Here is a 20,821-nt window from a genome sequence, read left to right on the forward strand (position 1 = left end):
TGTCGTGTGAGCTCAGCTGACCGTTCGGCGCTCAGCGCACCGTGTGCGGTGGGCTGAGCGCAGGACCATGCGCTGAGTCGGGGTCGGGGCCGGGGGCCGCCGGCGCATCTTCGGTCGAAATGGCTCGTCGGCGGTCAGCAACGGTTGGGGTGAGTGGCGGAGGGTATGCGGCTCGGGGTCGGTGTTCTGGGCTGCGACGCGGTCGTACAGGGCGACGTCAGGATCAGCCCGCCAGCTCATGCTGAGGCTCGTAAGGGTAGAAGCCCACCTCGAGACCGCGGCCGGGATCACGTCTTCGCGTCACCATCGAGTCGCACCAGATCGGGTGATGGAGAGCCCTCGAAACCCGTGTGCCGCAGGCCGTCAAGGCGTGAGCGCCACCGATGGCATCCTCGATCGCCTGGCGGGGACGACGTCCTGTGTGTCACTGCTGCGGATGTCGTGACATGCCGTTGATCCGCGACTACATCGCCGGGCACGAGCGCGCGATCGATCACGTCGACGAGCATCCGGCGCTGGCCGGCTTCCTCGCGAACCTCGACATCCGCGACCCGGCCGACCAGCAGCGGATCCGGGATGAGGCCGACGAGCTACGGACGCACATCGCCAAGGAGGAGGACGGCTGCTCAGCCTCGGCGGACTGACAGCGGACACCGAGGCGTTCTCCGCGGCATGGAAATGATCCACGGAAGCGGGCCGGAGGGCGGGAGTAGGGGCCCATACCGAGCCCCTTGGGCCCGTTGACCTCCTGATCCGGGACGAAGGTCCCTTCACCGGTCTGCCGTGTTCTCGACACGCTGGTGGTTGAGCCGGTCGGACCGGCCGGATGCCCGCCGCACTTTCGAGCTCACCCGATCGGGCTGCATCGACACCTCGACAACAGGGAGACTCACCACATGGGCGCAGGCACCCACCTACCTTTCACCGCCGCGCCCCCACTGGGCGTGGTCGATCCCGGGTTTCCGTGGTGGTTGCAGGTGACTCACCTGCTCAACTTCCTCTTCCTCGGGCTCTTGGTCCGCTCCGGCTGGGAGATCCTCGCATCACACCCCCGCCTGTACTGGAAGAACGGCTGCGCACCGGGTACGGAGTGGTTGAAGTTCACCAAGGACAAGGTGCCGCAGGAGGTCGGCGCGTTCACTGCGCGCGATGACCAGCGCAGTCTTCATCCGCTCGTCTCGCTGCCGGGACGAGCCAAGATTGGTTTGGGCCGCGCCTGGCACGGCATTGTCACCACGGTCTGGGTGCTCAACGGGCTGGCCTACGTGATCCTCCTGTTCGGCACCGGCCAGTGGCGACGGCTCGTGCCCACGTCGTGGGACGTCGTCCCCGAGGCGTGGGCGTCGCTGAAGATCTACGCCGGCTTCGGTGTCCCGTCGATCGAGCACTTCCAGCCCTACGACGCGTTGCAGATGCTGATGTACACCTTCATCGTGTTCATCGTCGCACCGCTCATGATCCTGACCGGCCCGGTCATGTCTCCAGCGGTGGTGGGCCGGTTCCCCTGGTGGGCAAAGATCTTCGGCGGCCGGCAGGCCGCTCGCTCGATTCACTTCATCGGCATGGCCATCCTCGTCGTCTTCACCGTCATGCACGTCGCGCTGGTCTTCATCGTGCACCCCGAGCACAACCTGGTGCACATGATGATGGGTCGTGAGTACGACCCTGCCCTCGTCGGCCAGGCCGTCACCCGGGTGGCGATAGGAGTCGTGGTCGTCGTCGCCATCTGGGTCGCCGCCTCGTACCTGTCGCTGGTCGACGTGCGCAAGACCCAGCGGGTGCTCTATGGCCTGCAGAAGCCGGTCAAGGTCACCTTTCTCAACCGCCTGACCTCCCGCCAACGCGAACACCAGACCTTCACCGAGAAGGACATCTCACCGTTCCACTGGGTCAACACCCGTCCCCCTGACCTGCGCCAGTCACCACGCTGGCAGCAGTTAGGAACAGACGACTTCCGCAGCTACCGCCTCGAGGTCGGCGGACGCGTCGGCGAGCCACGGTCCTTCTCCCTCGACGATCTCAAGGCGATCTCCGCGCAGGACCAGATCACCATGCACACCTGCATGCAGGGGTGGACGGGGATCGCGAAGTGGTCCGGCATCCGGCTGCGGGACGTGCTGGCCCGGGTGGAGCCGATGGACGATGCCAACTACGTCATGGTGGAGTCCTTCGGCACGGCCCAGAGTATGCACGACGGCCGTCCCGTCGAGCCCTACTACACGGTGCTGACGAAGGACATGGCGATGGAGGACGAGACCATCCTGGCCTGGGGGATGAACGACGTGCCGTTGCCGGAGATGTACGGCGCACCCCTGAGGTTGCGAACCGAGTCGATGCACGGTTACAAGATGGTCAAGTGGGTGCGGTCCGTCTCGTGGATCAAGGACTACACGCAGGTCGGAGACGGCATGGGGGGCACCCGCGAAGACAGCGGCTATCAGGACATGGATGCCCGCATCTGACCAGGCGTCGGCCACAGCCGAGTTCGCGCCGACCGAGTGCTGCTGCGGCAGCTGTTGGAACTCGTTGTGCCAGCCCCAAGGGCCAACCACTGAGCTGAGTGGTATGCGTGGACGGCCGAGGTCGTCGCCCCCAGGCAGGGTGGTCCTACGGTGGCCGGATGAGTGACCCGGATGTCATCCTGCGCCGTGGGGTCGAACAGAGCCGGTATGCCGGCGTGGCGGCCCAGGTCGTCCGTGCTGCAGTGGTGGCGCACCGCGCAGTGTGGGGGAGCGCGTTCGACGACGGGGTGCACCCCGAGCAGCTGCGCGACACGGCGCTCTTCGACGTCGCGTCGTGCACCAAGGGGATCGCGACAACCGGTTCCCTTATGACGCTCGTCGAGCAGGGGGAGATCACGCTGGACGACCCCCTCGCGCGCTACCGGGCCTCGCCTGATCCCCGGATCACGTTGCGACAGCTGCTCACCCACCGGGCCGGGCTGGTCGAGTGGCAACCCCTCTACCTGGCGTCGGACTCTCGGGACGAGGCCACCGAGCTGGCTGCCCGGCTGCCGTTGCACTACGGCGTCGACGAGGCTCGGCACTACTCCGACCTCGGGTTCGTCCTCCTGGGGGCGGTCGTCGAAGTCGCGACCGGACAGCGCCTGGACGCGGCTGTGGCCTCACTCGTCACCGGGCCGCTGGGGATGCAGTACACCGGTTTCGGGCCTGTGGAGCCGTCGTCAGCGGTCGCCTACGGGCACGGCGACGATATCGAGCAGGCGATGATCCGGGACGGGGAGCCCTACCCGGTGACCCTCGACACGACCACGACGGCCACGTTCCGCAACGGCTGGATCCGCGGTGAAGTGAGTGACGGGAACGCCTTTCACGCGATGGACGGTGTCAGCGGCCACGCTGGGCTGTTCGCGACCCTCGACGACGTGACACGGTTCGGGACCGCGCTGATCGACGGGTCGTCACTCTGGTCGGCCGCGACCCTGGACCAGTTCCTCGTGCCCGGGGACGACGGTCAGGCGATGGGGTTCTGGTGGCTGCCCGCCGCCGGCGGACCGGCATACGGGCACCCAGGTTTCACTGGCGCTCGCTTCCTCGTCGACCGGGCGCGAGCCAGCGTGGCCGTCCTGCTCTCGAACCGGCTTCACGTGATGCAACCCGGTCAGCGCGTGCCGCCGGACATCACCCCCGTATGGCTCGACTATCTCGCGGCGACGGGTTTCACCGAACCAGGCGGATGACCCGTGCCGGCCGTCAGGCGCCGAGGTGCAGCTGCACGCCGCTGAGAAGCCCCTCGGGAGTGAACGCCGCGGTCGCGGTGTTGCCGTTCTCGGGGTCGCGGATCTCGGCGCTGGTCCACTGCTCGTCCCAGGTGAGCTCCCAGCCGGAATGCACCGCAAGCCAGTGGAACGAGGTCCGGTGGTCGGCCGTGGCACCCGAGCCCGCCGCCGACATCAGGTGGCGGGAGAGCGCTTCGTCGATCCGAGGTCGAGGCAGCTCGGGGCCGTCGACGAGGAACAGCACGCGGGTGCCGCCCCCGGCCGGGGCGGAGTAGTAGGGCGCCCGTCCGAGGATCCCCACCACGGCCTGCCCGACCTCGTGGACCACCTGGGCCACTTCGTCGCCGAGCGCCTCATCGGTTACCTCCGTGCGGAGTGGGACCTCCGGCTGGGTCAGCACCTCGATGCCGTGCTCATCGCCATAAGCCCTTACGAGCTCGCTGGCCGCACCTGCGGACTGGGGGTGGGTCCAGCCCCACAGCATCGACCTCGGTCCCGGGGCGACGGAGGCGATCATCTCGGCGGGCAGGTCGAGCCGGGTGTCGGGCCGTTCCTCGGAGAGGAAGCTCAGCGTGGGTCCGTCCGTGTCGACCTGCCAGCGGTAGGTACCCAACCGCTGGTCCAGCAGGTCAGACAGCAGCTCCTGCCGGACGATGCTGTAGAAGGCGCCCTGCGAGACAAGCGTCGCCAGCTCTGGAAAATGCATCGGTCCCCACCCCTGGTTCGACGGCACAACCAGACAATCCAACCACGACTCGCCGAAGGCCAGAGCTCAGCCGAGGTGACCCCGCACGGATGAGTGTCCCTTGAGCAGGTTGCGGGCGATGGTACGGCGCTGGATCTCGTCGGTGCCCTCGTAGATGCGCAGCAGCCGCAGCTCGCGGTACCACCGCTCGACCGGTAGCTCCCGGGTGTAGCCCATACCGCCGTGGATCTGCAGGACCCGGTCGACGATCTCGTTGGCCTTGACTCCGCCGTAGAGCTTGGCCATCGACTGGGACTGCCGGGAGTCGATGCCGTGGTCGACCTGCCATGCAGCGGCCAGGACCAGCCAGCGCAACGCCTCGATCTCCACCGCAGAGTCGGCGATCATCCACTGGATCGCCTGCCGCTCAGCGATCGGCTCGCCGAACGTCACCCGGTTGCGTGCCTGCTCCATCGCCATCTCGACAAGCCGCTCGCAGGCGCCGAGCGCGCGCGCCGGGAGCAGGTAACGACCGCGACCGATCCACCGCATCGCCAGGGCGAAACCCAGACCCTCCTCACCGAGGATGTGGTCGTGTGGAACGCGAACGTCCTTGAACACCAATGATGCCGGACCCCACTCACCCATAGTGTCGATCTGCGCCGACGTCCAGCCGCGGTCCCGGTCGACGAGGAAGCAGGTGACGCCGCCGTCCGCCCCCTTAGCCTTGTCGGTGACCGCGAACACCATGACGAAGTCGGCCTCGGTGCCCCCGGTGATGAACGTCTTCTCCCCGTTGATCACCCACTCGTCACCCTCGCGTCGGGCCGAGGTGCGGATCGCCCGGGCGTCGGAACCGGCCCCGGGTTCGGTGATCGCGAAACAGGACTTGCGGGTCCCTTCGATGGTCGGCAGCAGGTATGCCTCCTGCTGGGCCTCGTTGGCGTCGTAGAGGATGTTGTCGGCATCGCCGCCGAACTTGAACTGGATGAAGCTGCGACCCAGCTCGATCTCGATCAGCGCGGTCAGCACCGCTCCCAAGCCCATCCCACCGTGGTCCACCGGTGTCTGGATTCCGAAGAACCCGGACGAGCGCGCGAGGTCCTGCAGGCGCTTCATCTCCTCCGGCGGGACGCCCCGCTCACCGCGACGTTCGCGCGCGAGGGCCTCCGGTTCGAGCGGGATGATCTCCTTGGTGACGAAGGTCCGCACCCACGCGCGGATCTCCTTCTCCTCGTCGCTGAGTGCGAGGTCGACCATGGGTGACTCCTTCGTCGCGGGTCAGCGGGACTCATCGGCTCCCGCTGACCGACATCATCACCCATCGGGCCCGGCACGAGGTCATCCGTCGCCGTGGTGGCCCTAGACGATGGCGATAGTGCAGCAGCGCCTTTCCACCCCTAAGGCGGATGCGGCTCACGCGAGCCAGTCGGTAGGGTCCTGCGCGTGTCCGACTCTTCCAGCCGCCGCATCGCCGTCGTCGTCAACCCCACGAAGTTCACCGACCTGGCACTCGTCGAGGAGCAGATCGGCAAGGTCTGCGCCGACCACGGGTGGTCCGAGCCGCTGATGATCGAGACGACCAAGGACGACCCAGGGGTCAGCCAGGGCCAGCAGGCCCTCGAGGCGGGCGTCGACGTGGTCTGCCCTCTGGGCGGTGACGGCACTGTCCGTGCCGTCGCCACTGCACTGGTCGGCACCGACACCCCGCTGGGGCTGCTCCCGGGCGGCACGGGCAACCTCCTCGCCCGCAACCTCGGGCTCCCGGTCGACGATGTCGAGTCGGCACTGGCTGTGGTCTTGACCGGGTCGAACCGAAGGATCGACGTGGGTCTGGTGCAGTTCGTACCCGACTCGAACTCCGAGGACGCGCTCAAGGGGGATGCGCCGGAGACCGCTGACGACCCTCGCCGCGACGATGAGGAGGTCTTCCTGGTGATGGCCGGGATCGGCGTGGATGCGGAGGTCATGGCAGGCACCAACGAAAAGGTGAAGGGCGTCCTGGGCTGGCCGGCATACGTCTTGGCGGGTGCAATACGTATGTGGGACAAGGGGTTTCGCGTCTCGGTGAGCACCGGCGAGGATCACGGTCCGCGGGAGCAGCACGCCCGTAGCGTCATCGTCGGCAACTGCGGGTCGTTGCAGGGCAACCTGCGGCTGATGCCCGACGCGGAGCTGGACGACGGCAGGCTCGACGGCGTCATCCTCGCACCCGACGGGTTCTTCGGATGGGCGGCCATCGCCGCCGACCTGGGCAGCAGGCATACCCGCGGCCACCGGTCCATCGTGCGGATGACCTCACCGCGGATCGACGTCGTCACCCGAGAGCCCGTCGAGGCCCAGATCGACGGTGACGCCATGGGCCTGCAGCAGGTGATGTCCACCCGTGTCCTCCCGCGAGCGCTGGTTGTCCGTGTCCCCTGACCGGCGCTGGCGGCGGCTGCTGCCGGCTGTCGGGTATGCCGTCGGCGCCGCGGTTCCGGTCACGGCGCTCGCCCTGCTCGCCCGCGAGCGGGTGGACGCGGTCATCAACCTCGACAACGACGCCATCCTGGCCGCGACCGACGTCACCCGGGCCCACCCGGGACTGCTCACCGCCCTGCTGGTCTGGCAGGAGGCGTTGCAACCGAGGTGGGTCTACCTCGTCGGAACTGGTGTCGCCGTGTGGATCTGGTGGCGGTACCGGCTGACGAGCCGCGCGATCTGGGGTTTCGTCACAATGATGGTGGCCTGGAACATCGCGCTGGACCTCAAGTACATCGTGCAGCGGACCCGGCCGGTCGTCGAGCAAGCGGTGTCGCACGCGCCGGGCTACAGCTTTCCCTCCGGGCATGCGGCGGACACCGCTGCGGCCGCGACCGTGGTGTCGCTGATGGTCTGGCCGCTGCTGCGCACACGGTGGCAGAAGGCGCTCGTATGCGACCTCGCCGCTGCTGTCGTCGTGCTCACTGCCCTGGACCGGGTCTTCCTCGGGGTGCACTTTCCCTCCGACGTCGTGGCCGGGATGCTGCTGGGCAGCGGCCTGGCGCTCGCGTCCTACGCCGGATATCGGGGCTGGCGTCCCTCGGAACCCACCGATCTGCCCGATACCCCTGAGCAGCTCGACACCGCAGCCGAGGCGACCTCTGTGGCCGTCCAGCACAAGGAGACCTGACAACTCATGCCGGCCCTCATTGCACCCGCGCACCCCAGCCGTCCGACCGCCTGGTCCCGCGTCCTGCACAGGTATACCGACGACGAGTCCCGGCCCAGTGTCCGAGAAGTGCTGCGTGACATCGCGGTTCGCGTCCTGCTCCCGGCGGTCGCGTTGTGGGTCGTGATCGTCGGCATCGGCAAGCTCATCGAGGGGCCGCTCGGTGGGCTCGCGGGCGAGAATGCGGTCAACCGGGCCTTGCAGTCCGGCCGGACCCCGTTCTGGGATAGCGTCACTGCGGTCTGGTCTCACATTGGCAACACCGAGATCGTCATCGGGGTGTGCGTCGTGATGGTCGCCCTGATCTGGTGGCTGACGCGGCAGTGGTGGGTGGCGGTCGTCCCCGTGATCGCGATTGCTGCGCAGGCGAGCGTCTTCGTGCTGGCGACCGCCGTCACGGGGCGGGACCGTCCGGACGTCGAGCACCTCGACCCGGCGCCGCCGACCTCGTCGTATCCGAGCGGCCACGTCGGCGCGTCGACTGCGCTGTACTTCACGCTCGCCGCGGTGGCGCAACGGATCCGGAACCCGGTGCTGCGGTGGGTCGTCACGGTGGTGTGCCTGGTGATCCCGTTCCTCGTGGCCTATGCGCGGCTGTACCGGGGGATGCACCACGTGTCAGACGTCGTCGTCGGGTTTCTCAACGGGCTGACCTGCGCGACCCTCGCCTGGCTTTACCTGCGCCGCAAGGCGGTCTGACCGACCAGGCACTCCACGCACCCGGTCCCGGAGGCCGGGACCGACGGGTCGATATCAGGCTGGATGTCAGGCACGAGTGCTCCTTTCAGACCTTCGCGTAGCGGGCGCGGGCGAAAGAGTAGACGGCGTAGGAGGCGAAGCCGAGCGCCACGACGGTGAGCAGGCCCTGCCCATAAGGCGCCTGGAGAAGAGTGTGCAACGCGCCGTCCAGCCCCGTCGACTGGTCGGCCGCTCCGTGGACCCCGGCCAGGACGAACAGCACTCCGACGAGCCCGAGGGCCACGCCCTTGGCGATGTACCCGAAGCGTCCGGCGCGGGTGGCCCAGGTCCCGGGGCGCTGCTGGAGGTCCTCGAGGAACTTCTTCGTCCAGCCCTTGACCACGTGGTAACCGCCGACGGCCAGGATACCCGCCCCGACCGCCCCGACGAGGAGCCGTCCGGCGGGCTCGGACATCAAGGTCGCGGTGACGTCGGACGTCTGCTGCGAGCTCGACGACCCGTGGCTGGTGCGAGCCCAGGAGAGGCAGGAGAACGCGAGGAACAGGTAGACGAGGCACTTGGCTCCGGCCTTGACCCGGTCGGAGGCCTCGTCGGAGCCCACCACGACCTCGGTGAGCTGCCAGAGACCGAGGCCGACGAAACCGACCACCGCGAGCCACAGCGTGGCGCGTCCCACGCCGGTGGACGCGAGCTGCTGGAGGGCGCCGGACTGGTCCGCGGCGGAGCCGCTCCCACCGAACCAGGCGAGCTGGACCGCGATCCACGCGATGAGGAGGTGCAGGACGCCACTGACGGCGTAACCCAGCCGCGCAGCGTTCTCCAGGACCGGGTTGTCGCCCGCCTGGCGAGCTGCGCTTCGAACGTCAGAGGTATCCATGGCGGGCCATTCTGGTGCACAGACCCACTCTCGGGAACACCCATACGGGTGATGTCCGCCGCGCCACGACACGAGGTTCCGGTTCCGGCCGGAGTTTCCCCCAGCCTCGTGCGGCAGGATGGGCGTCGTGTCGACGGATCGCGAGACGGCCCCTCCCGAGGTGACGTCTGCGCAGCCCCACCAGGCACCGGCGAGCGACGAGCCGGCCGCCGGAGCTCACGACGACGCGGCCGCCCAGGTCGAGGTCGTCGAGCCGCCGATCAAGGACCGGGTCCGCCGACCAGCTGATGCCTTCCGCCTCCTGGTGGTGGTCGTCCTACTCGTGGGTGGCCTGTTCCTGGCGGGCCTCGCGGTCGACACCCGGGGCGCGGTCGAGCAGGACATCGTCCAGGCCACGAGTGGGCTTCCGCGGCTGATCGTCACGCTGCTCAGCTGGCTGGCCGGCATCGGCGTGGTCGTCCTGCCGTTCGCCGTTGGGGCCGACCTCATCGTCCGCCGTCGTCCGCTCCAGCTGGTCCAGGCGCTCGGCGCCGCCCTGGTCGGCGGGGTGGTCGTCATTGTCGTGACCGCTCTTGAACTGGGCGGAAACGTCGGTTTCCTGGAGAACACCCTCACCCGGCCCACGACCGACGGGCGCACCTTCCCCCTGGACATCGTCGTCGTCTCGACGCTGGCCCTGCTGACCGTTGCCGACATCGTCGGCCGCAAGTGGATCTCACCGCTGGCCATCACCGTGATCGTCGCCTCCGTGGTGACCACGTTGCTGTCCGGCTCCCTCACGCTCGCCGCGATCGTCTCGTCGCTGCTGGTCGGCTGGCTCCTCGGGCTCGCGTTCCGGCTGGGCTTCGGTGCGACGTCCACCCGGCCACCGGGGACAGACGTGGCTCGGGCGCTGGTGGCGACCGGCATACCCCTGACCAGGCTCGAGTTCGTCGACGCCAACGACGCCGGGGACCGCCGGTATGCCGGGACGACCGACACGCTGCCCGTCGACGTCCACGTCATCGACCGGGACACCTTCGGGCTGGCCTCGGGCCGCAGGCTGCTGCGGCTGCTGCGGCTGCGTAACGGGTTCACTCGCACCCCGTCGTTGACCTTGCGCTCGGAGCTGGAGCACCGCACGCTGATGGGGCTCGTTCTCGCGCAGGCTCGCATCCCAGCACCCCGACCGGTCGCCGTCTGTGAGGTCGGGCCGTTCGCCGCCGTGATCGCCTACGTCGAGCCCGAGGGAACCACCGTCGCCGACCTCGGCGACTCCCTCGACGCGGACCAGATCGCCGAGATCTGGTCCATGGTCGCAAGTCTGCAGCGGCGCAAGGTCGCTCACCGGGCCCTCGCGCCTAACATCGTCATGATCGACCGTGACGGCCGGGCCGGCCTACGCCGCGTCGGTGGGGGAGACCTCGCCGCCGACGACGTCACCTTGCGGATCGACCTCGCCCAGCTGCTCACGACCGTCTCACTCGCCGTCGGTCCCGAGCGCGCGGTAGCCAGCGCGGTCGGCGCCCTCGGAGAGGACGCCGTGGTTCGCGCGGTTCCCGTGCTGCAGACCATCGCCATGACCGCCACCACCCGCGACGCCCTCAAGGAGCACAAGGGACTGCTCGGGAAGATCCGCGAGGAGATCGTCGCCCTGCGACCGGCGAAGGAGCGGATCGAGCCGGTCGAGCTGCGCCGGGTGACGATTCGCGGCGTCGCGACGGTGGTGCTGCTGGGCATCGCTGCTTATGTCATCCTCCCCCAGCTGGCCAAGGTCGACTTCGCCCAGGTCATCTCGACCGCTCAGTGGGGCTGGGCCGTGGCGGCTCTGGCGTTCTCGGTGGTGACCTTCGCCGGCGCGTCCGTTGTCCTCAACGGCGCCGTCCACATCCATCTGAAGTTCGTGCACACCTACATGACTCAGCTGGCCGTTGCGTTCACGGGACTCGTCGCCCCGGCGGCGGTGGGCAACATCGCCCTCAACACGCGCTACCTGCAGACGTCCGGGCTGACGCCCGCCGTGGCGGGAGCCAGCGTGGGCTTGGCCCAGGTGGCGCAGTTCTGCTCGTATGTCATCCTGCTGCTCGTCTCTGGTGTCCTGGCTGGCACGGGGGCGCGGGCCTCGTTCACCCCGCCGCCCATCCTGGTCGCGGCCATCCCGGTCGTCGTCCTCATCATTCTCGGACTGCTCGCCGTACCGAAGGTCCGGACGTTCCTCACGGCCCGCGTCGTCCCGCAGATCAAGGCGGCGGTGCCGCAGGTGCTCGCGGTCTTCCAGACCCCGGCAAAGCTGGGGCAGCTGCTCGGCGGGGCGCTGGCCCTCGACATGTCGTTCGTGGGTGCCCTGGTCTGCGCCACCCATGCGTTCGGGGTGGAGAAACCGATCGCGGCAATCGCCGTCGTCTACTTCACCGGCGCCATCATCGGCTCGGCCGTGCCTACCCCCGGCGGCCTCGGCGGCATCGAGGCGGCGATGTCGGCGGGGCTGGTCGCGATCGGGGTCGACAGTGGCACGGCGGTGTCGTCGGTCCTGCTCTACCGGATCGCGACCTACTGGATCCCGATCCCGTTCGGGTGGTTCTCGTTGCAGCGCCTGCAGAAGACCGGGGTGCTCTGACGTCGGTCAGGGCAACTGGGTGGTGGTGGCCGGGCTCGCCGTGTAGAGGGGGACCGTGCGGTCGACCGGCGCCTGGCCCGGGGCCAGCAGTGACGTGTAGTCCGACGCCGCGAGCGCGTCGGACGTCTGTGGCCCGGTCGGCCCTGGGACGCGGGCCGGGGCCCCGTTCTGGACGAAGAGCACTCGGTCGACCCCGACCACGCTCGTCGCGGTCAGCACCACCTGGCCGATCGCGATGGGCAGCTTGGCCGCGCTTGGGTCCTGGGAGGTCGACTGGATCTCGATGGTGGCGGTGCCCGATGACATGCTGCGCAGCACGATCGCCGATCCCGGGCTCAGGTCGGTGGCCAGCTTGCGGGATCTCTCCCGGTCGCCTGGTCCGAGAGCGAGCCGGTTGAGCAGGGTCTGGAGCAGGGGGTTGAGGCTCGACTGGGTCTGCTGGACCGGCACGGCGACGAGCAGCTGCTGGGAGTCGACCAGATAGATGGTGGAGGTGGCGACGGGTACGCCAGGCGTCGTCGACGGGGTGGGGCTGGACGTCGGCGTGCCGTCGAGCAACCCATAGGGCACGTCTCCGGTCGGGACCGTCGAGGGCTGACCGTCGGTCGGTATGCCGCAGGCCGTGAGCAGGGCAGCGCCGGCGAGCAGACCAGCCACCAGGCCGAGGCCGCGACGGCGGTTCCCGGTCATGCGACGCCAACTCGGGCGCGCCGGCGGCCGGCGGAGCTGCGCGCCGGCAGCTCGAGGCTGAACCGGGCGCCGCCGCCTGGTGCGTCCTCGCACCAGACGCGCCCCCCCATGTTCTGGGCGGTCTCGGCGACGATGCTCAGACCCAGTCCACTGCCGGGCAGTGAGCCTCGGGAGCCACCGCGAACGAACCGTTCGAAGATCCGCTGACGGTCCGCCTCCGGTACCCCGTCGCCATGGTCGTCCACGTCGATGCGCACCTGCCCCCGGACTCGGTGCAGGGTCACGGCGCGTACCCCCTGACCGTGCCGGTCCGCGTTCTCGAACAGGTTGACCAGGGCCCGCGCCAGCTGCTGCTTGTCGACGGTGAGGTCCCGGGCGCCCTGACGCTGGGCATCGGGGGCGACGGTGAGCAGGGCTGGTTCACGACGGCTGTCCTCGAGCGCGATCCGGACCAGCTCGGCGGCGTCGACCTCAGCGAGGACCTGCCCGCGGACTCCCGCGTCGAGCCTGCCGAGCTCCAGCAGGTCCTCGAGCGTGCGTTGGAACCGGTCGAGCTCGACGGTGACCAAGTCGACGGCGCGCTGGGACCGGGGCGGCAGCTCGTCGCGGCGCCCCTGGATGACCTGCACGGATGCTACGAGCGTCGTCAGCGGTGAGCGAAGCTCGTGGCCGAGGTCCGCCGCGAACCGCGCGTCGCGCTGGATCCGCTCCTCCAGGGCCTCGACCATGCTGTTGAAGGAACCCACGATCGTCGCCAGGTCGGGGTCGTCGGTTGGGGGAAGACGGGTCTGGAGGCCCCCCGCGCCGATCCGGGCGGCTGCGGTCGCCACGTCGTCGAGTGGCGCCATCAACCGCCCCGAGGCCACACGTCCCAGCGCTGCCCCGGCAAGGGTCGCGAACACCGCGAAGGCGCCGAGCACGATGGCCAGGGTCGCCAGCGTCGAACGCAGCTCGGAGGTAGACACGATCTCGTAGAACTGTGCATCGACCGTGGTCAGCGGGACCCCGACGACGATCCCCGGCTTGTCGTTCGACTCCGCCCAGGCGAGGGTGACCGATCCGGCGGCGACCTGTTGCTGCACGGCGTCGGAAATAGTCTGCGGGGTCTGCGCCAGCGCCGACGAGTAGAGCCGGCCGCCCTTGCTGATCACGAGCTCGGAGTCGGACGGGGCGTTGACGGAGCTGAGCACGTCAGGGATGCGCGCGTCCCGTGCCCGCAGACCGTCCAGGACGTAGGAGGCGTCGGCATACGACTGCCGCAGTGCGGTGGTCTGGCGCTGGTCCATGAGGTAATGCCGCGCGGTGAGGTAGGTGCCCACGGCGAGCAGGGCCGACACGATGAGCGCTCCCAGCGCGAACGAGGCGGTGACCGTGCCCCGCAGTCCGAGGCGCGACCACGGCCCCCTCATCGTGTATCCAGCCGGTATCCCTGACCGCGGACGGTGACAACCAGCTGCGGTGAGTTGGCGTTCGACTCGATCTTGGTGCGCAGACGCCGGACGTGGACGTCGACGATGCGTTCGTCGCCGAAGTAGCCGCGCTCCCAGACCCGTTCGAGCAGCGCCCGGCGGCTGAGGACACGTCCGGGTGGCGAGGCGAGCTCGCACAGGAGGCGGAACTCGGTCACGGTCAGATGCACCTCCTCGGTGCCGCTGCGCACGACGCCCGCCCCGACGTCGAGGACGAGGGGTCCGCGCTCGGAGTCGAGGACGAGGGCGTCCTGGTCAGAGGAGGAACCGGGGGGGCCGACACCACTCGCGCGGCGGCGCATGGCCCGCAGCCGCGCGCCGATCTCCTTGACCTGGAACGGTTTGGTGACGTAGTCGTCGGCGCCGGCTTCGAGGGCCGCGACGATGTCGTGGGTGTCGGTGCGGGCGCTCAACACGATGATCGGCGCCTGGCTGGTGGGGCGCACCTCGCGGATGAAGCTGAACCCGTCCATGCCGCCGAGCATGATGTCGACGAGCATGAGGTCAGGTGGCGTCCGCGAGACGAGCTCGAGAGCGGCCTCTGCGCTCGCCGCCTCCATGACGTCATAGCCCTCGTCCTCCATGGCGAGGGACAGGGCGGTGCGAATGCCGTCGTCGTCCTCGAGGACCAGGAGTGTGAGTGACACACCCACATCTTGCCAGCGCTGTGTGTGACGTCCGGACGGGTTCGGCTGGTGCGTGCACGAGAGTCCGCTACCCGTCACGAAACTGCAATCAAACCACCGGACGATCGGCAACGTGCGCGGGGCACAGTGGGGGAACGGCCTGGGCATGACATCGACAGCCGCAACCGAGATGGACGACCCGATCAGAGAGTCCGAGGTGAGTCGGTGACGGCAACGCAGAACCGTCGCGACGACGGCGTCACCGTGCACCTGCAGATCGGCGACGGCATGCTCGCCGAGGGGTCCGGCGAGCTGCGGGACCGCCTCGCGCAGCTGGTGCCCGGTGGAACGCGGACGCTGTCCGTCGACCTGTCCGCCGTCGAGCGACTGTCGTCGACGTGTGTGGCGACGTTGCTCTGGGTAAAACGCGTCTGCAACGCCCGAGGCGTCCACGTCGTCCTCGCCAACACTCCTGACCGCACCCTCGAGGTCCTCACCAGGACCGGCCTGACCACCGTCTTCGAGATCGAAAGCCGAGCGTCATGACCACGATCACCAGCACCCGTCTGCGGCACGAGCCTCGGCCGAAGTTCCGGCACATCGTCGGGGCCGGGTTCGACGTCGCGCTGCACGTCGGCAGCCAGCGCGGCGCGAGGGTCGTCCCGGGCGGAGAGAGGCTCTGCGTCGTCGTGGCAGACCGACCCGACGCCGGCACCCCGATTGCCATGGACCTGCCGACGAGCGCGAGGTCGTCGTCGTGCGTCGTCTGGTGCCATGCCGACGGCGGCGTGCAGGTGCGCACCTCCTGGGCGCCTCCGGCGCTGCTCGTCTGCCGGGACCACACGACCATGATCCCCGAGACTCCGGGCCAGGCCGGTCTCGTACGCATGGAGTCCGGCGACCGGCTCCTGGTGCTGTCGAGCGCGGCATACGAGGCAGCGGCAGAGCGGATGGTGCACCTGCTCCACTCGGCGCCGCACCGCCTCCTTGCGGTCGACGCCGACTCGATCCTCGCGACCGTCTTCGCCGACGTCCCCCATGCTGGCGGGGCGGTCATCACCCGCCTCGGTTGAGCAGCGGGTCTGAGCAGCGGGTCGCCGCAATGGCGCGACGACCCGCGTGACCGCCCACCTGTATGCCCGGGGGACGCGTCGACCGCGCCGGCCGAGGGGCCGTCCGCGCCGTTTACGGCGCCTAGCAGAGTCGACCTCCGCAGCTCACCGCGCTCAGCCGTCGGCGGCCTCGCGCTCCTCGTCGGTGGCCGCGCGTACGACGATCCGGGTCCAGGCGCCGACGTAGACCCGGTCGTCGTCGTCGAGCTCGGTGCGCGGACCGACGGGGATCGGGTTCTCGGGCAGGGGTCCTGAAGCAGGGGCTACGAAGGTCCCGTTCGAGCTGCCGAGATCCTCGACGAACCAGCGTTGCCCGTCGGTGGTCAGCTGGGCGTGTCGCCTGCTGACCCCGGTGTCCTGGGCGCAGTCGATATCGGGGTGGATGTTGCGGCTGGGCGATACCCGGCCGATCAACAGGCTGCGGTTGGTCAACGGAACCACGGCCGGCAGCCCTGGCGACGGCATCGGCTCCTGAGCCTCTTGGACGGCGTACCAGTCCGGGTCCACCCAGACTTCGGCGACCCATTCGAGGGTGATTTCAGGTGCGATCGAGGCGGCACGCCCACCCGTTGTGGATCCGTCGGGGCCCTTGCCCGACGGGTCCGCATCCGGGTCCGCATCCGGGTCCGCATCTGGGTCCGCGGAGCCCTCTGATGGCGCCTGCGCCGGCGGCATGGCGCCGCGGGGGAGCGCCCCGGTGGTGAAGTCGTACCCGCACGCCTCGCAGAACAGGGCGTCCGGGGTGTTGGGGGTCTGGCAGTTGGGGCAGATCTGCTGGGCCGGAGCCACCTCGGCCTCGACCGGCTCCCCGGCGCCCGAGCCCGAAGCGGGCTCGGGCGGGGGCTCGGGCTGGTGGTCCAGGTCGATCTTCGCGCCGCAGGTGTCGCAGAAGTCGTCGGCCTCGGAGGTGTGGCCGTTGGGGCAGATCGCGCTCATCTGGTCACCCCCTTCGGGTGGGTCACGAGGCGGCAGGACCCGGGGCGGATCGTGGGGCACCGGCTCACTTGCGGACTCGGGTCGTCTTCGTCGAGGCGGTGTCCAACGCCATCTCGTCGAGGCGTTCGACGCCCTTCTTGAGCCTGACCGTACCTTCTGCCGCGTCGTCGATCTCGACGACCTTGCGCAACCGGGACGTCATCTCCTGGTCGCCCGCGGCCGTGGCGAGCTGGACGGCCCGTCCGAGCTTGGCCGTGGCGTCATCGTCGCGGCCGGCCGCCTTGGCGGCAAGCCCGTCCTGGATTGCCTGCGCCAGCTCGGCCTTGCCGGTGTAGCGCGCGACCTGGTCATCGATCCGGGTGGTCAGCGCCTCGTCGTTGCTCCACGTCGCCTTGACCAACGCCTGCGTCTGGACCTGATCTGCGAGCACCACCTGCACCCGGGCTGCCAGCTGCTCCTGACCGACCGACTTGGCGGACAGGCGTACGGCGACGTGGTAGTCACGGCTCTCGTCCGCCCACGCGCCGGTCGGGTAGCCGGAGGTCAGCGGGTTGACCTGGGTGCGCCGCGACGTCAGGTCCTCGAGGTTCGGCGCGACCTGCTTGACGAACAGGGTCTGCGCACCCTGCGGCGTCCACACCCGAACGTCGACGTTGGCGACGCCCCGGGCCATCGACTTGCGGACCAGGCTCTGGAACTCCGCGGCCATCGCCTGCGGTGCGGGGATGAGGTCGACGGTGCCGAGCAGGGCGGAGGCGATCCGGCGTACCTCGTCGACCTGCCACCGGTCACCGAGACCGCGGCAGTCGCACTGGAAAACACCCATCGCGTTGTTGATCGCCCGCGTGAGCTGGTCGGACGTCTCGTGCTCGTTGGCGCCGTCGGTGAGCAGGATGGCGTGCCGCTGGGTGGCTTGGGGCACGGTGCGGAAGACCTCGGCAGCCTCGGTGAGCCAGGTACCCATGGCCGTGCCACCGTCAGCACGGAACATCTGCATCGACCCGATCGCGGACTGCCGAGTGGAGGGGTCCATCCGGACCATCCGCGTGGGACCGCCGGGATAGGGAAAGACGACCGTGCCGACATGGTTGCCCGCGATGACCGCGAACCAGGTGCCGTCGGTGACCTCGTTCAGGGCGGCGGTGGCCGCCAGCCGGCCTTGGTTGATGCCGTGTTCACCCATCGACCCCGAGGTGTCGACGATGATGATCTCGGCCGCGTCGGTGGACCCGGACTGCCCGGCCTGCCCGGCCTGGCGGCAGGTGACCCGGACGATCGCATGGACGTCGGTGCCCCCGTCCGGGAGGAACTCGTTCTGGAACACCTCGGCGGTGAACTGCGCCATCAGGGGGTTTCCCTTCCGTCGGTATGCGGGTCTGGCTCGGGCGGCTCTAAGGGCTCTAACGGCTCGGTCGGCTCGCCGGCCTCGCTGACGGCTCCTACGCGGGCGAGCGCCACGGTGATGTTGTCGATCCCACCCGCCGTGTTGGCGAAGTCGGTCAGCGCCTGCGCGAGCGTGGGCGGGTGGAGTCCGACGGGGCCGAGCCGGTCCACCGTCTCACGGACGAGGACGCGAAGGGCGTCGGCCTCCGAACAGTAGTTCCAGAGACCGTCGCTGCAGACCAGCAGCCAGCCGTCCTCGCCGAGGTCGAGGTCGAGGGTGTGGGGGGTGAGGTCGTCGGGTGAGTCGGTTCCGAGCCACCGGGTGATCGCATGCGCGCCCACTCCGGTCTCGGCCTCCTCGCGCGGGACACCGACGCTCATCTGCTCCGCGGCGAACGAGTCGTCGCGCGACAGCTGTCGGGCCGGACTGGCGGCGGAGTCCGGAAGCCAGTAGGCGCGGCTGTCGCCGACGTTCCCGACGACGGCGACGGCCTGCTCGTCGACCCGGCAGACCAGGGCGGCGACGAACGTGCACGACGGTGGGTTCGCCACGCCGGTCTCGTCGAGGTCCGCCGTGACCTCGCCGACGGCCAGGTCGGCGGCCTCGACCGCGTCGGCAAGCCGTTGTTCGGCGGCGGCGATGGTCGCCGCGCGGGTGCCCACGCCCCGGGACAGGGGGGCGCGCAGCACCTCGCGTGCGGCCCTGCTTGCCGCGAGGCTCGCGACGTGGGAGTCAGTCGTGTTGGAGACGCCGTCGCAGACCACGAGGCCGGCGAAGGACAGCGGCGCTGTGTCGGCGAACAGGGCCATCGCGTCTTCGTTGCGCCGGTGCCGCCGGCCGATGTCGCACACCCCGGCAACCCACGGTTGGGGTGCCTCGCCGAAGTGGTCGCGCGGGTCCGGCTGCTTGGCGCCGCAGTTGTCGCAGTACCCGTCTTCGTAGTGCCCGTCACCGCACTGGTGGCACGCCGCTCCCTCGGGCTGCTCGGCGGGCCCGCCCTGCTCCACCGGCGCCGTGCCTCGCCCGAGGCCGAGAACCGTCGGTCCGGTCCAGCCGACGTCGAGCGGTGACTCGTCACCGGGTTCGGCGGTGATCGGTGTCGCCGCCTCCTCGCGGTCGACGGTCAGCTCGTCCCTCGGGCCGGGCGACGGTGCCCGAGATGCCGCCGGTATGCCTGCTTCGGCCCCGGTTGCCCGGCTCGATTCGGGCCTGGCAGTCGGCGACCCACCGAACTCGAAGGAGCACTCCTCGCAGAAGCTCGCGCCCGGGATCACCTCGGCTCCGCAGCGCGGACACCGTCCGGAGACCGGCGAGCCGGTGTCTGGCGTCACCGAGTCTGGGGTGAGGCTCATCGCAGCGTCCAGGGTCGCGCCTCGTTGGCCTGGTCAACGAGCGCGACCCGGTCACCCCGTTCGGGCGTCAACCGGGCGAGCTGGCGCAACGAGGTCTCCAGCGCCTCCCGCATGCCGCGCACCGTCGCCGGGTGCGCTCCGATGTGCAGAGCCGGTTGCTCGCCGCGGTGGACGACCTCGTCCAGACCCATCCGGAAGATCCGCACGTCGAGCCTGGCCCGCTCGCGCGGATCCATCAGGACGGTGTCGACGCTGGCCCATGCCTGCGACAGGGCCGGCACCCCGGCGCCCGAGCGGGTGAGCAGGTCGGCCCTGGCCTGGCGGGCGAGGGCGAAGGCCCGCGAGGTGGGCGGCACCAGGTCGAGAGCCTGGACGGCCCCGTCATCGTCGTGCCGTCCGCCTCGGATCCGGGCCATGCCGAAGGCCGCCGCCGGGGTGAAGTTCGCGTCGGTCCGCGCGCAGGCGGCATACAGGTTCTCGGCGACGTCCAGCTCGCCGCTGCCCTCGCAGGCGCACGCCAGGGCCAGCTTCGGAGCCAGCTCACCCGGGACTTGGCCGTAGACCGCGTTGAAGGCGCTCTGCGCCGCTCGTGGGTCGCCCTGCTGGAGGGCGACCAGGCCCTGCATCCAGACCGCGCGCCACTCCCACGGGTCAGCACGCAGCATCGTCGTGGTCGCCGCCTCGACGACGTCGGGCCGCCCCGCGGCGAGCGCTGCGCGGCAGCTCTCGAGCTGCACCTCCGGGGTGAGAGCGGGAGCCCGGCTGAGGGACTCCAGCCGCTCCTCCGGCGTTCCGCGGGACAGTCCGTGCAGCCAGCTCGACTGAGGGTCGGAGGGGTCCGGCCGCAGGCCGGGCAGCGTCTGCCAGTCGAGCGAGTCGGTCTCGATGGCCGGCTCCTCGAACAGCAGCGAGCTGGCGGCGCCGACGGCGCGTCCGGTCCCGCGGTCCTGCGCGACTACCTCGCGCAGCACCCCGAGCATCTGCACGCGCATCTCGTCGGCGGAAGCGAACCGGTCGTCTGGCGACAACGCGCAGGCCTTGAGCAGCAACCGGTAGAGCGAGTCGTACCTCTGGAAGAGCGGGGTCGACGGGGCGGGTGGTAGCGAGTCGATGTAGGTCGACTGGTAGCCGCGGAACTCCATCATCAGCACGACCAGCGTGCGCCCGATCGTGTAGATGTCGGAGGCGACCGTCGTCCCCTGGAACGCCACCTCCGGGGCTTGGTAGCCGACCGTCCCGAAGATCGCCGAGTCCTCGTCGTCGATCCGGCGGACCCCGCCGAGGTCGATCAGCTTGAGCATGTCGCCGACCTGGATGAGGTTGTCCGGCTTGAAGTCGCAGTAGACGAGCCCGAGGTCATGGAGGTACTGGAATGCCGGCAGGACCTCGATGACATAGGCCAGCGCCTGGTCGGCTGGGATGGGGTCGTAACGCCCGGACTTGCGCATCCGCTGCTTGAGCAG

At 69.7% G+C, this 20,821-nt stretch carries 19 protein-coding genes; 9 read left to right on the forward strand and 10 right to left on the reverse strand.

All coding sequences use genetic code 11. The annotated features are described in order from the left end of the window. Nucleotides 1-446 precede the first annotated feature (446 nt). The 3 genes from ABI385_RS17995 to ABI385_RS18005 all read left to right on the forward strand — a co-directional run bounded on the left by ABI385_RS17995 (nucleotide 447) and on the right by ABI385_RS18005 (nucleotide 3,700). Entirely contained in the window at nucleotides 447-644 is a 198-nt protein-coding gene (locus ABI385_RS17995) for a hypothetical protein (protein WP_348105140.1), read from the forward strand. A 252-nt stretch (nucleotides 645-896) separates the two neighbouring features. Continuing rightward, a complete protein-coding gene (locus ABI385_RS18000) occupies nucleotides 897-2,462 on the forward strand; it encodes a molybdopterin-dependent oxidoreductase (protein WP_348105141.1) in 1,566 nt (521 codons plus the stop codon). 158 nt (nucleotides 2,463-2,620) lie between these two features. Continuing rightward, nucleotides 2,621-3,700 (forward strand): serine hydrolase domain-containing protein, encoded by a 1,080-nt coding sequence (locus ABI385_RS18005; protein WP_348105142.1) that lies wholly within the window; start codon nucleotides 2,621-2,623, stop codon nucleotides 3,698-3,700. Between the two features lie 13 nt (nucleotides 3,701-3,713). On the opposite strand, the gene ABI385_RS18010 is transcribed toward ABI385_RS18005, so the two are convergent. Next, the gene (locus ABI385_RS18010) at nucleotides 3,714-4,445 is read right to left on the reverse strand and encodes a DUF6882 domain-containing protein (RefSeq protein ID WP_348105143.1); all 732 of its coding nucleotides are present in this window, start codon (nucleotides 4,443-4,445) and stop codon (nucleotides 3,714-3,716) included. Between the two features lie 66 nt (nucleotides 4,446-4,511). Continuing rightward, complete coding sequence (locus ABI385_RS18015) at nucleotides 4,512-5,684, reverse strand: acyl-CoA dehydrogenase family protein (RefSeq protein WP_348105144.1); 1,173 nt, start codon at nucleotides 5,682-5,684, stop codon at nucleotides 4,512-4,514. Between the two features lie 186 nt (nucleotides 5,685-5,870). On the opposite strand from ABI385_RS18015, the gene ABI385_RS18020 reads away from it, so the two are divergent. Genes ABI385_RS18020 through ABI385_RS18030 form a run of 3 tightly spaced genes read left to right on the forward strand, consistent with a single transcriptional unit; the run spans nucleotide 5,871 to nucleotide 8,316 of the window. Next, nucleotides 5,871-6,848, forward strand: coding sequence for a diacylglycerol kinase family protein (locus tag ABI385_RS18020; protein WP_348105145.1), 978 nt, complete (start codon nucleotides 5,871-5,873; stop codon nucleotides 6,846-6,848). Continuing rightward, complete coding sequence (locus ABI385_RS18025; protein ID WP_348105146.1) at nucleotides 6,811-7,578, forward strand: phosphatase PAP2 family protein; 768 nt, start codon at nucleotides 6,811-6,813, stop codon at nucleotides 7,576-7,578. The genes ABI385_RS18020 and ABI385_RS18025 overlap by 38 nt, the downstream gene beginning before the upstream one ends. Before the next feature lie 6 nt (nucleotides 7,579-7,584). Next, entirely contained in the window at nucleotides 7,585-8,316 is a 732-nt protein-coding gene (locus ABI385_RS18030) for a phosphatase PAP2 family protein (protein WP_348105147.1), read from the forward strand. 85 nt (nucleotides 8,317-8,401) lie between these two features. Here the strand turns inward: ABI385_RS18030 and ABI385_RS18035 are convergent, their stop codons facing one another. Next, nucleotides 8,402-9,193 carry a DUF1206 domain-containing protein gene (locus ABI385_RS18035; RefSeq protein WP_348105148.1) on the reverse strand — a complete coding sequence of 264 codons (792 nt, stop codon included), beginning with the start codon at nucleotides 9,191-9,193 and terminating at the stop codon, nucleotides 8,402-8,404. Between the two features lie 127 nt (nucleotides 9,194-9,320). Here ABI385_RS18035 and ABI385_RS18040 point away from each other — a divergent pair, with 127 nt between their 5' ends. Further along, a complete protein-coding gene (locus tag ABI385_RS18040; RefSeq protein ID WP_348105149.1) occupies nucleotides 9,321-11,789 on the forward strand; it encodes a lysylphosphatidylglycerol synthase transmembrane domain-containing protein in 2,469 nt (822 codons plus the stop codon). 6 nt (nucleotides 11,790-11,795) lie between these two features. Here ABI385_RS18040 and ABI385_RS18045 read toward each other — a convergent pair whose 3' ends face one another. From ABI385_RS18045 to ABI385_RS18055, 3 genes are read right to left on the reverse strand one after another with little or no spacing between them, the layout of a single operon-like run. Next, nucleotides 11,796-12,479, reverse strand: a complete 684-nt coding sequence (locus tag ABI385_RS18045) for a GerMN domain-containing protein (protein WP_348105150.1) — start codon at nucleotides 12,477-12,479, stop codon at nucleotides 11,796-11,798. Then, nucleotides 12,476-13,888, reverse strand: coding sequence for a HAMP domain-containing sensor histidine kinase (locus ABI385_RS18050; protein ID WP_348105151.1), 1,413 nt, complete (start codon nucleotides 13,886-13,888; stop codon nucleotides 12,476-12,478). Before ABI385_RS18050 ends, ABI385_RS18045 begins: the two co-directional genes overlap by 4 nt. Beyond that, nucleotides 13,885-14,595 carry a response regulator transcription factor gene (locus tag ABI385_RS18055; protein WP_348105152.1) on the reverse strand — a complete coding sequence of 237 codons (711 nt, stop codon included), beginning with the start codon at nucleotides 14,593-14,595 and terminating at the stop codon, nucleotides 13,885-13,887. The genes ABI385_RS18050 and ABI385_RS18055 overlap by 4 nt, the downstream gene beginning before the upstream one ends. Before the next feature lie 204 nt (nucleotides 14,596-14,799). Here ABI385_RS18055 and ABI385_RS18060 point away from each other — a divergent pair, with 204 nt between their 5' ends. Next, on the forward strand, nucleotides 14,800-15,120 hold the full coding sequence (locus ABI385_RS18060) for an STAS domain-containing protein (RefSeq protein WP_348105153.1): 321 nt from the start codon (nucleotides 14,800-14,802) through the stop codon (nucleotides 15,118-15,120). After that, nucleotides 15,117-15,647 (forward strand): hypothetical protein, encoded by a 531-nt coding sequence (locus ABI385_RS18065; protein ID WP_348105154.1) that lies wholly within the window; start codon nucleotides 15,117-15,119, stop codon nucleotides 15,645-15,647. The genes ABI385_RS18060 and ABI385_RS18065 overlap by 4 nt, the downstream gene beginning before the upstream one ends. A gap of 153 nt (nucleotides 15,648-15,800) precedes the next feature. Here ABI385_RS18065 and ABI385_RS18070 read toward each other — a convergent pair whose 3' ends face one another. From ABI385_RS18070 to ABI385_RS18085, 4 genes are all read right to left on the reverse strand, one after another. Then, nucleotides 15,801-16,622, reverse strand: coding sequence for an FHA domain-containing protein (locus tag ABI385_RS18070; RefSeq protein ID WP_348105155.1), 822 nt, complete (start codon nucleotides 16,620-16,622; stop codon nucleotides 15,801-15,803). Between the two features lie 64 nt (nucleotides 16,623-16,686). Next, complete coding sequence (locus ABI385_RS18075; RefSeq protein ID WP_348105156.1) at nucleotides 16,687-17,967, reverse strand: VWA domain-containing protein; 1,281 nt, start codon at nucleotides 17,965-17,967, stop codon at nucleotides 16,687-16,689. Continuing rightward, a complete protein-coding gene (locus tag ABI385_RS18080) occupies nucleotides 17,967-19,358 on the reverse strand; it encodes a protein phosphatase 2C domain-containing protein (protein WP_348105157.1) in 1,392 nt (463 codons plus the stop codon). Before ABI385_RS18080 ends, ABI385_RS18075 begins: the two co-directional genes overlap by 1 nt. Next, nucleotides 19,355-20,821, reverse strand: a 1,467-nt coding sequence (locus ABI385_RS18085; RefSeq protein ID WP_348105158.1) for a tetratricopeptide repeat protein, incomplete at its 5' end; no start/stop codon positions are given. The genes ABI385_RS18085 and ABI385_RS18080, both read right to left, overlap by 4 nt.

Origin of the sequence: Lapillicoccus sp. (genome assembly GCF_039935575.1) — a bacterium.
Classification (GTDB): domain Bacteria; phylum Actinomycetota; class Actinomycetes; order Actinomycetales; family Dermatophilaceae; genus Lapillicoccus.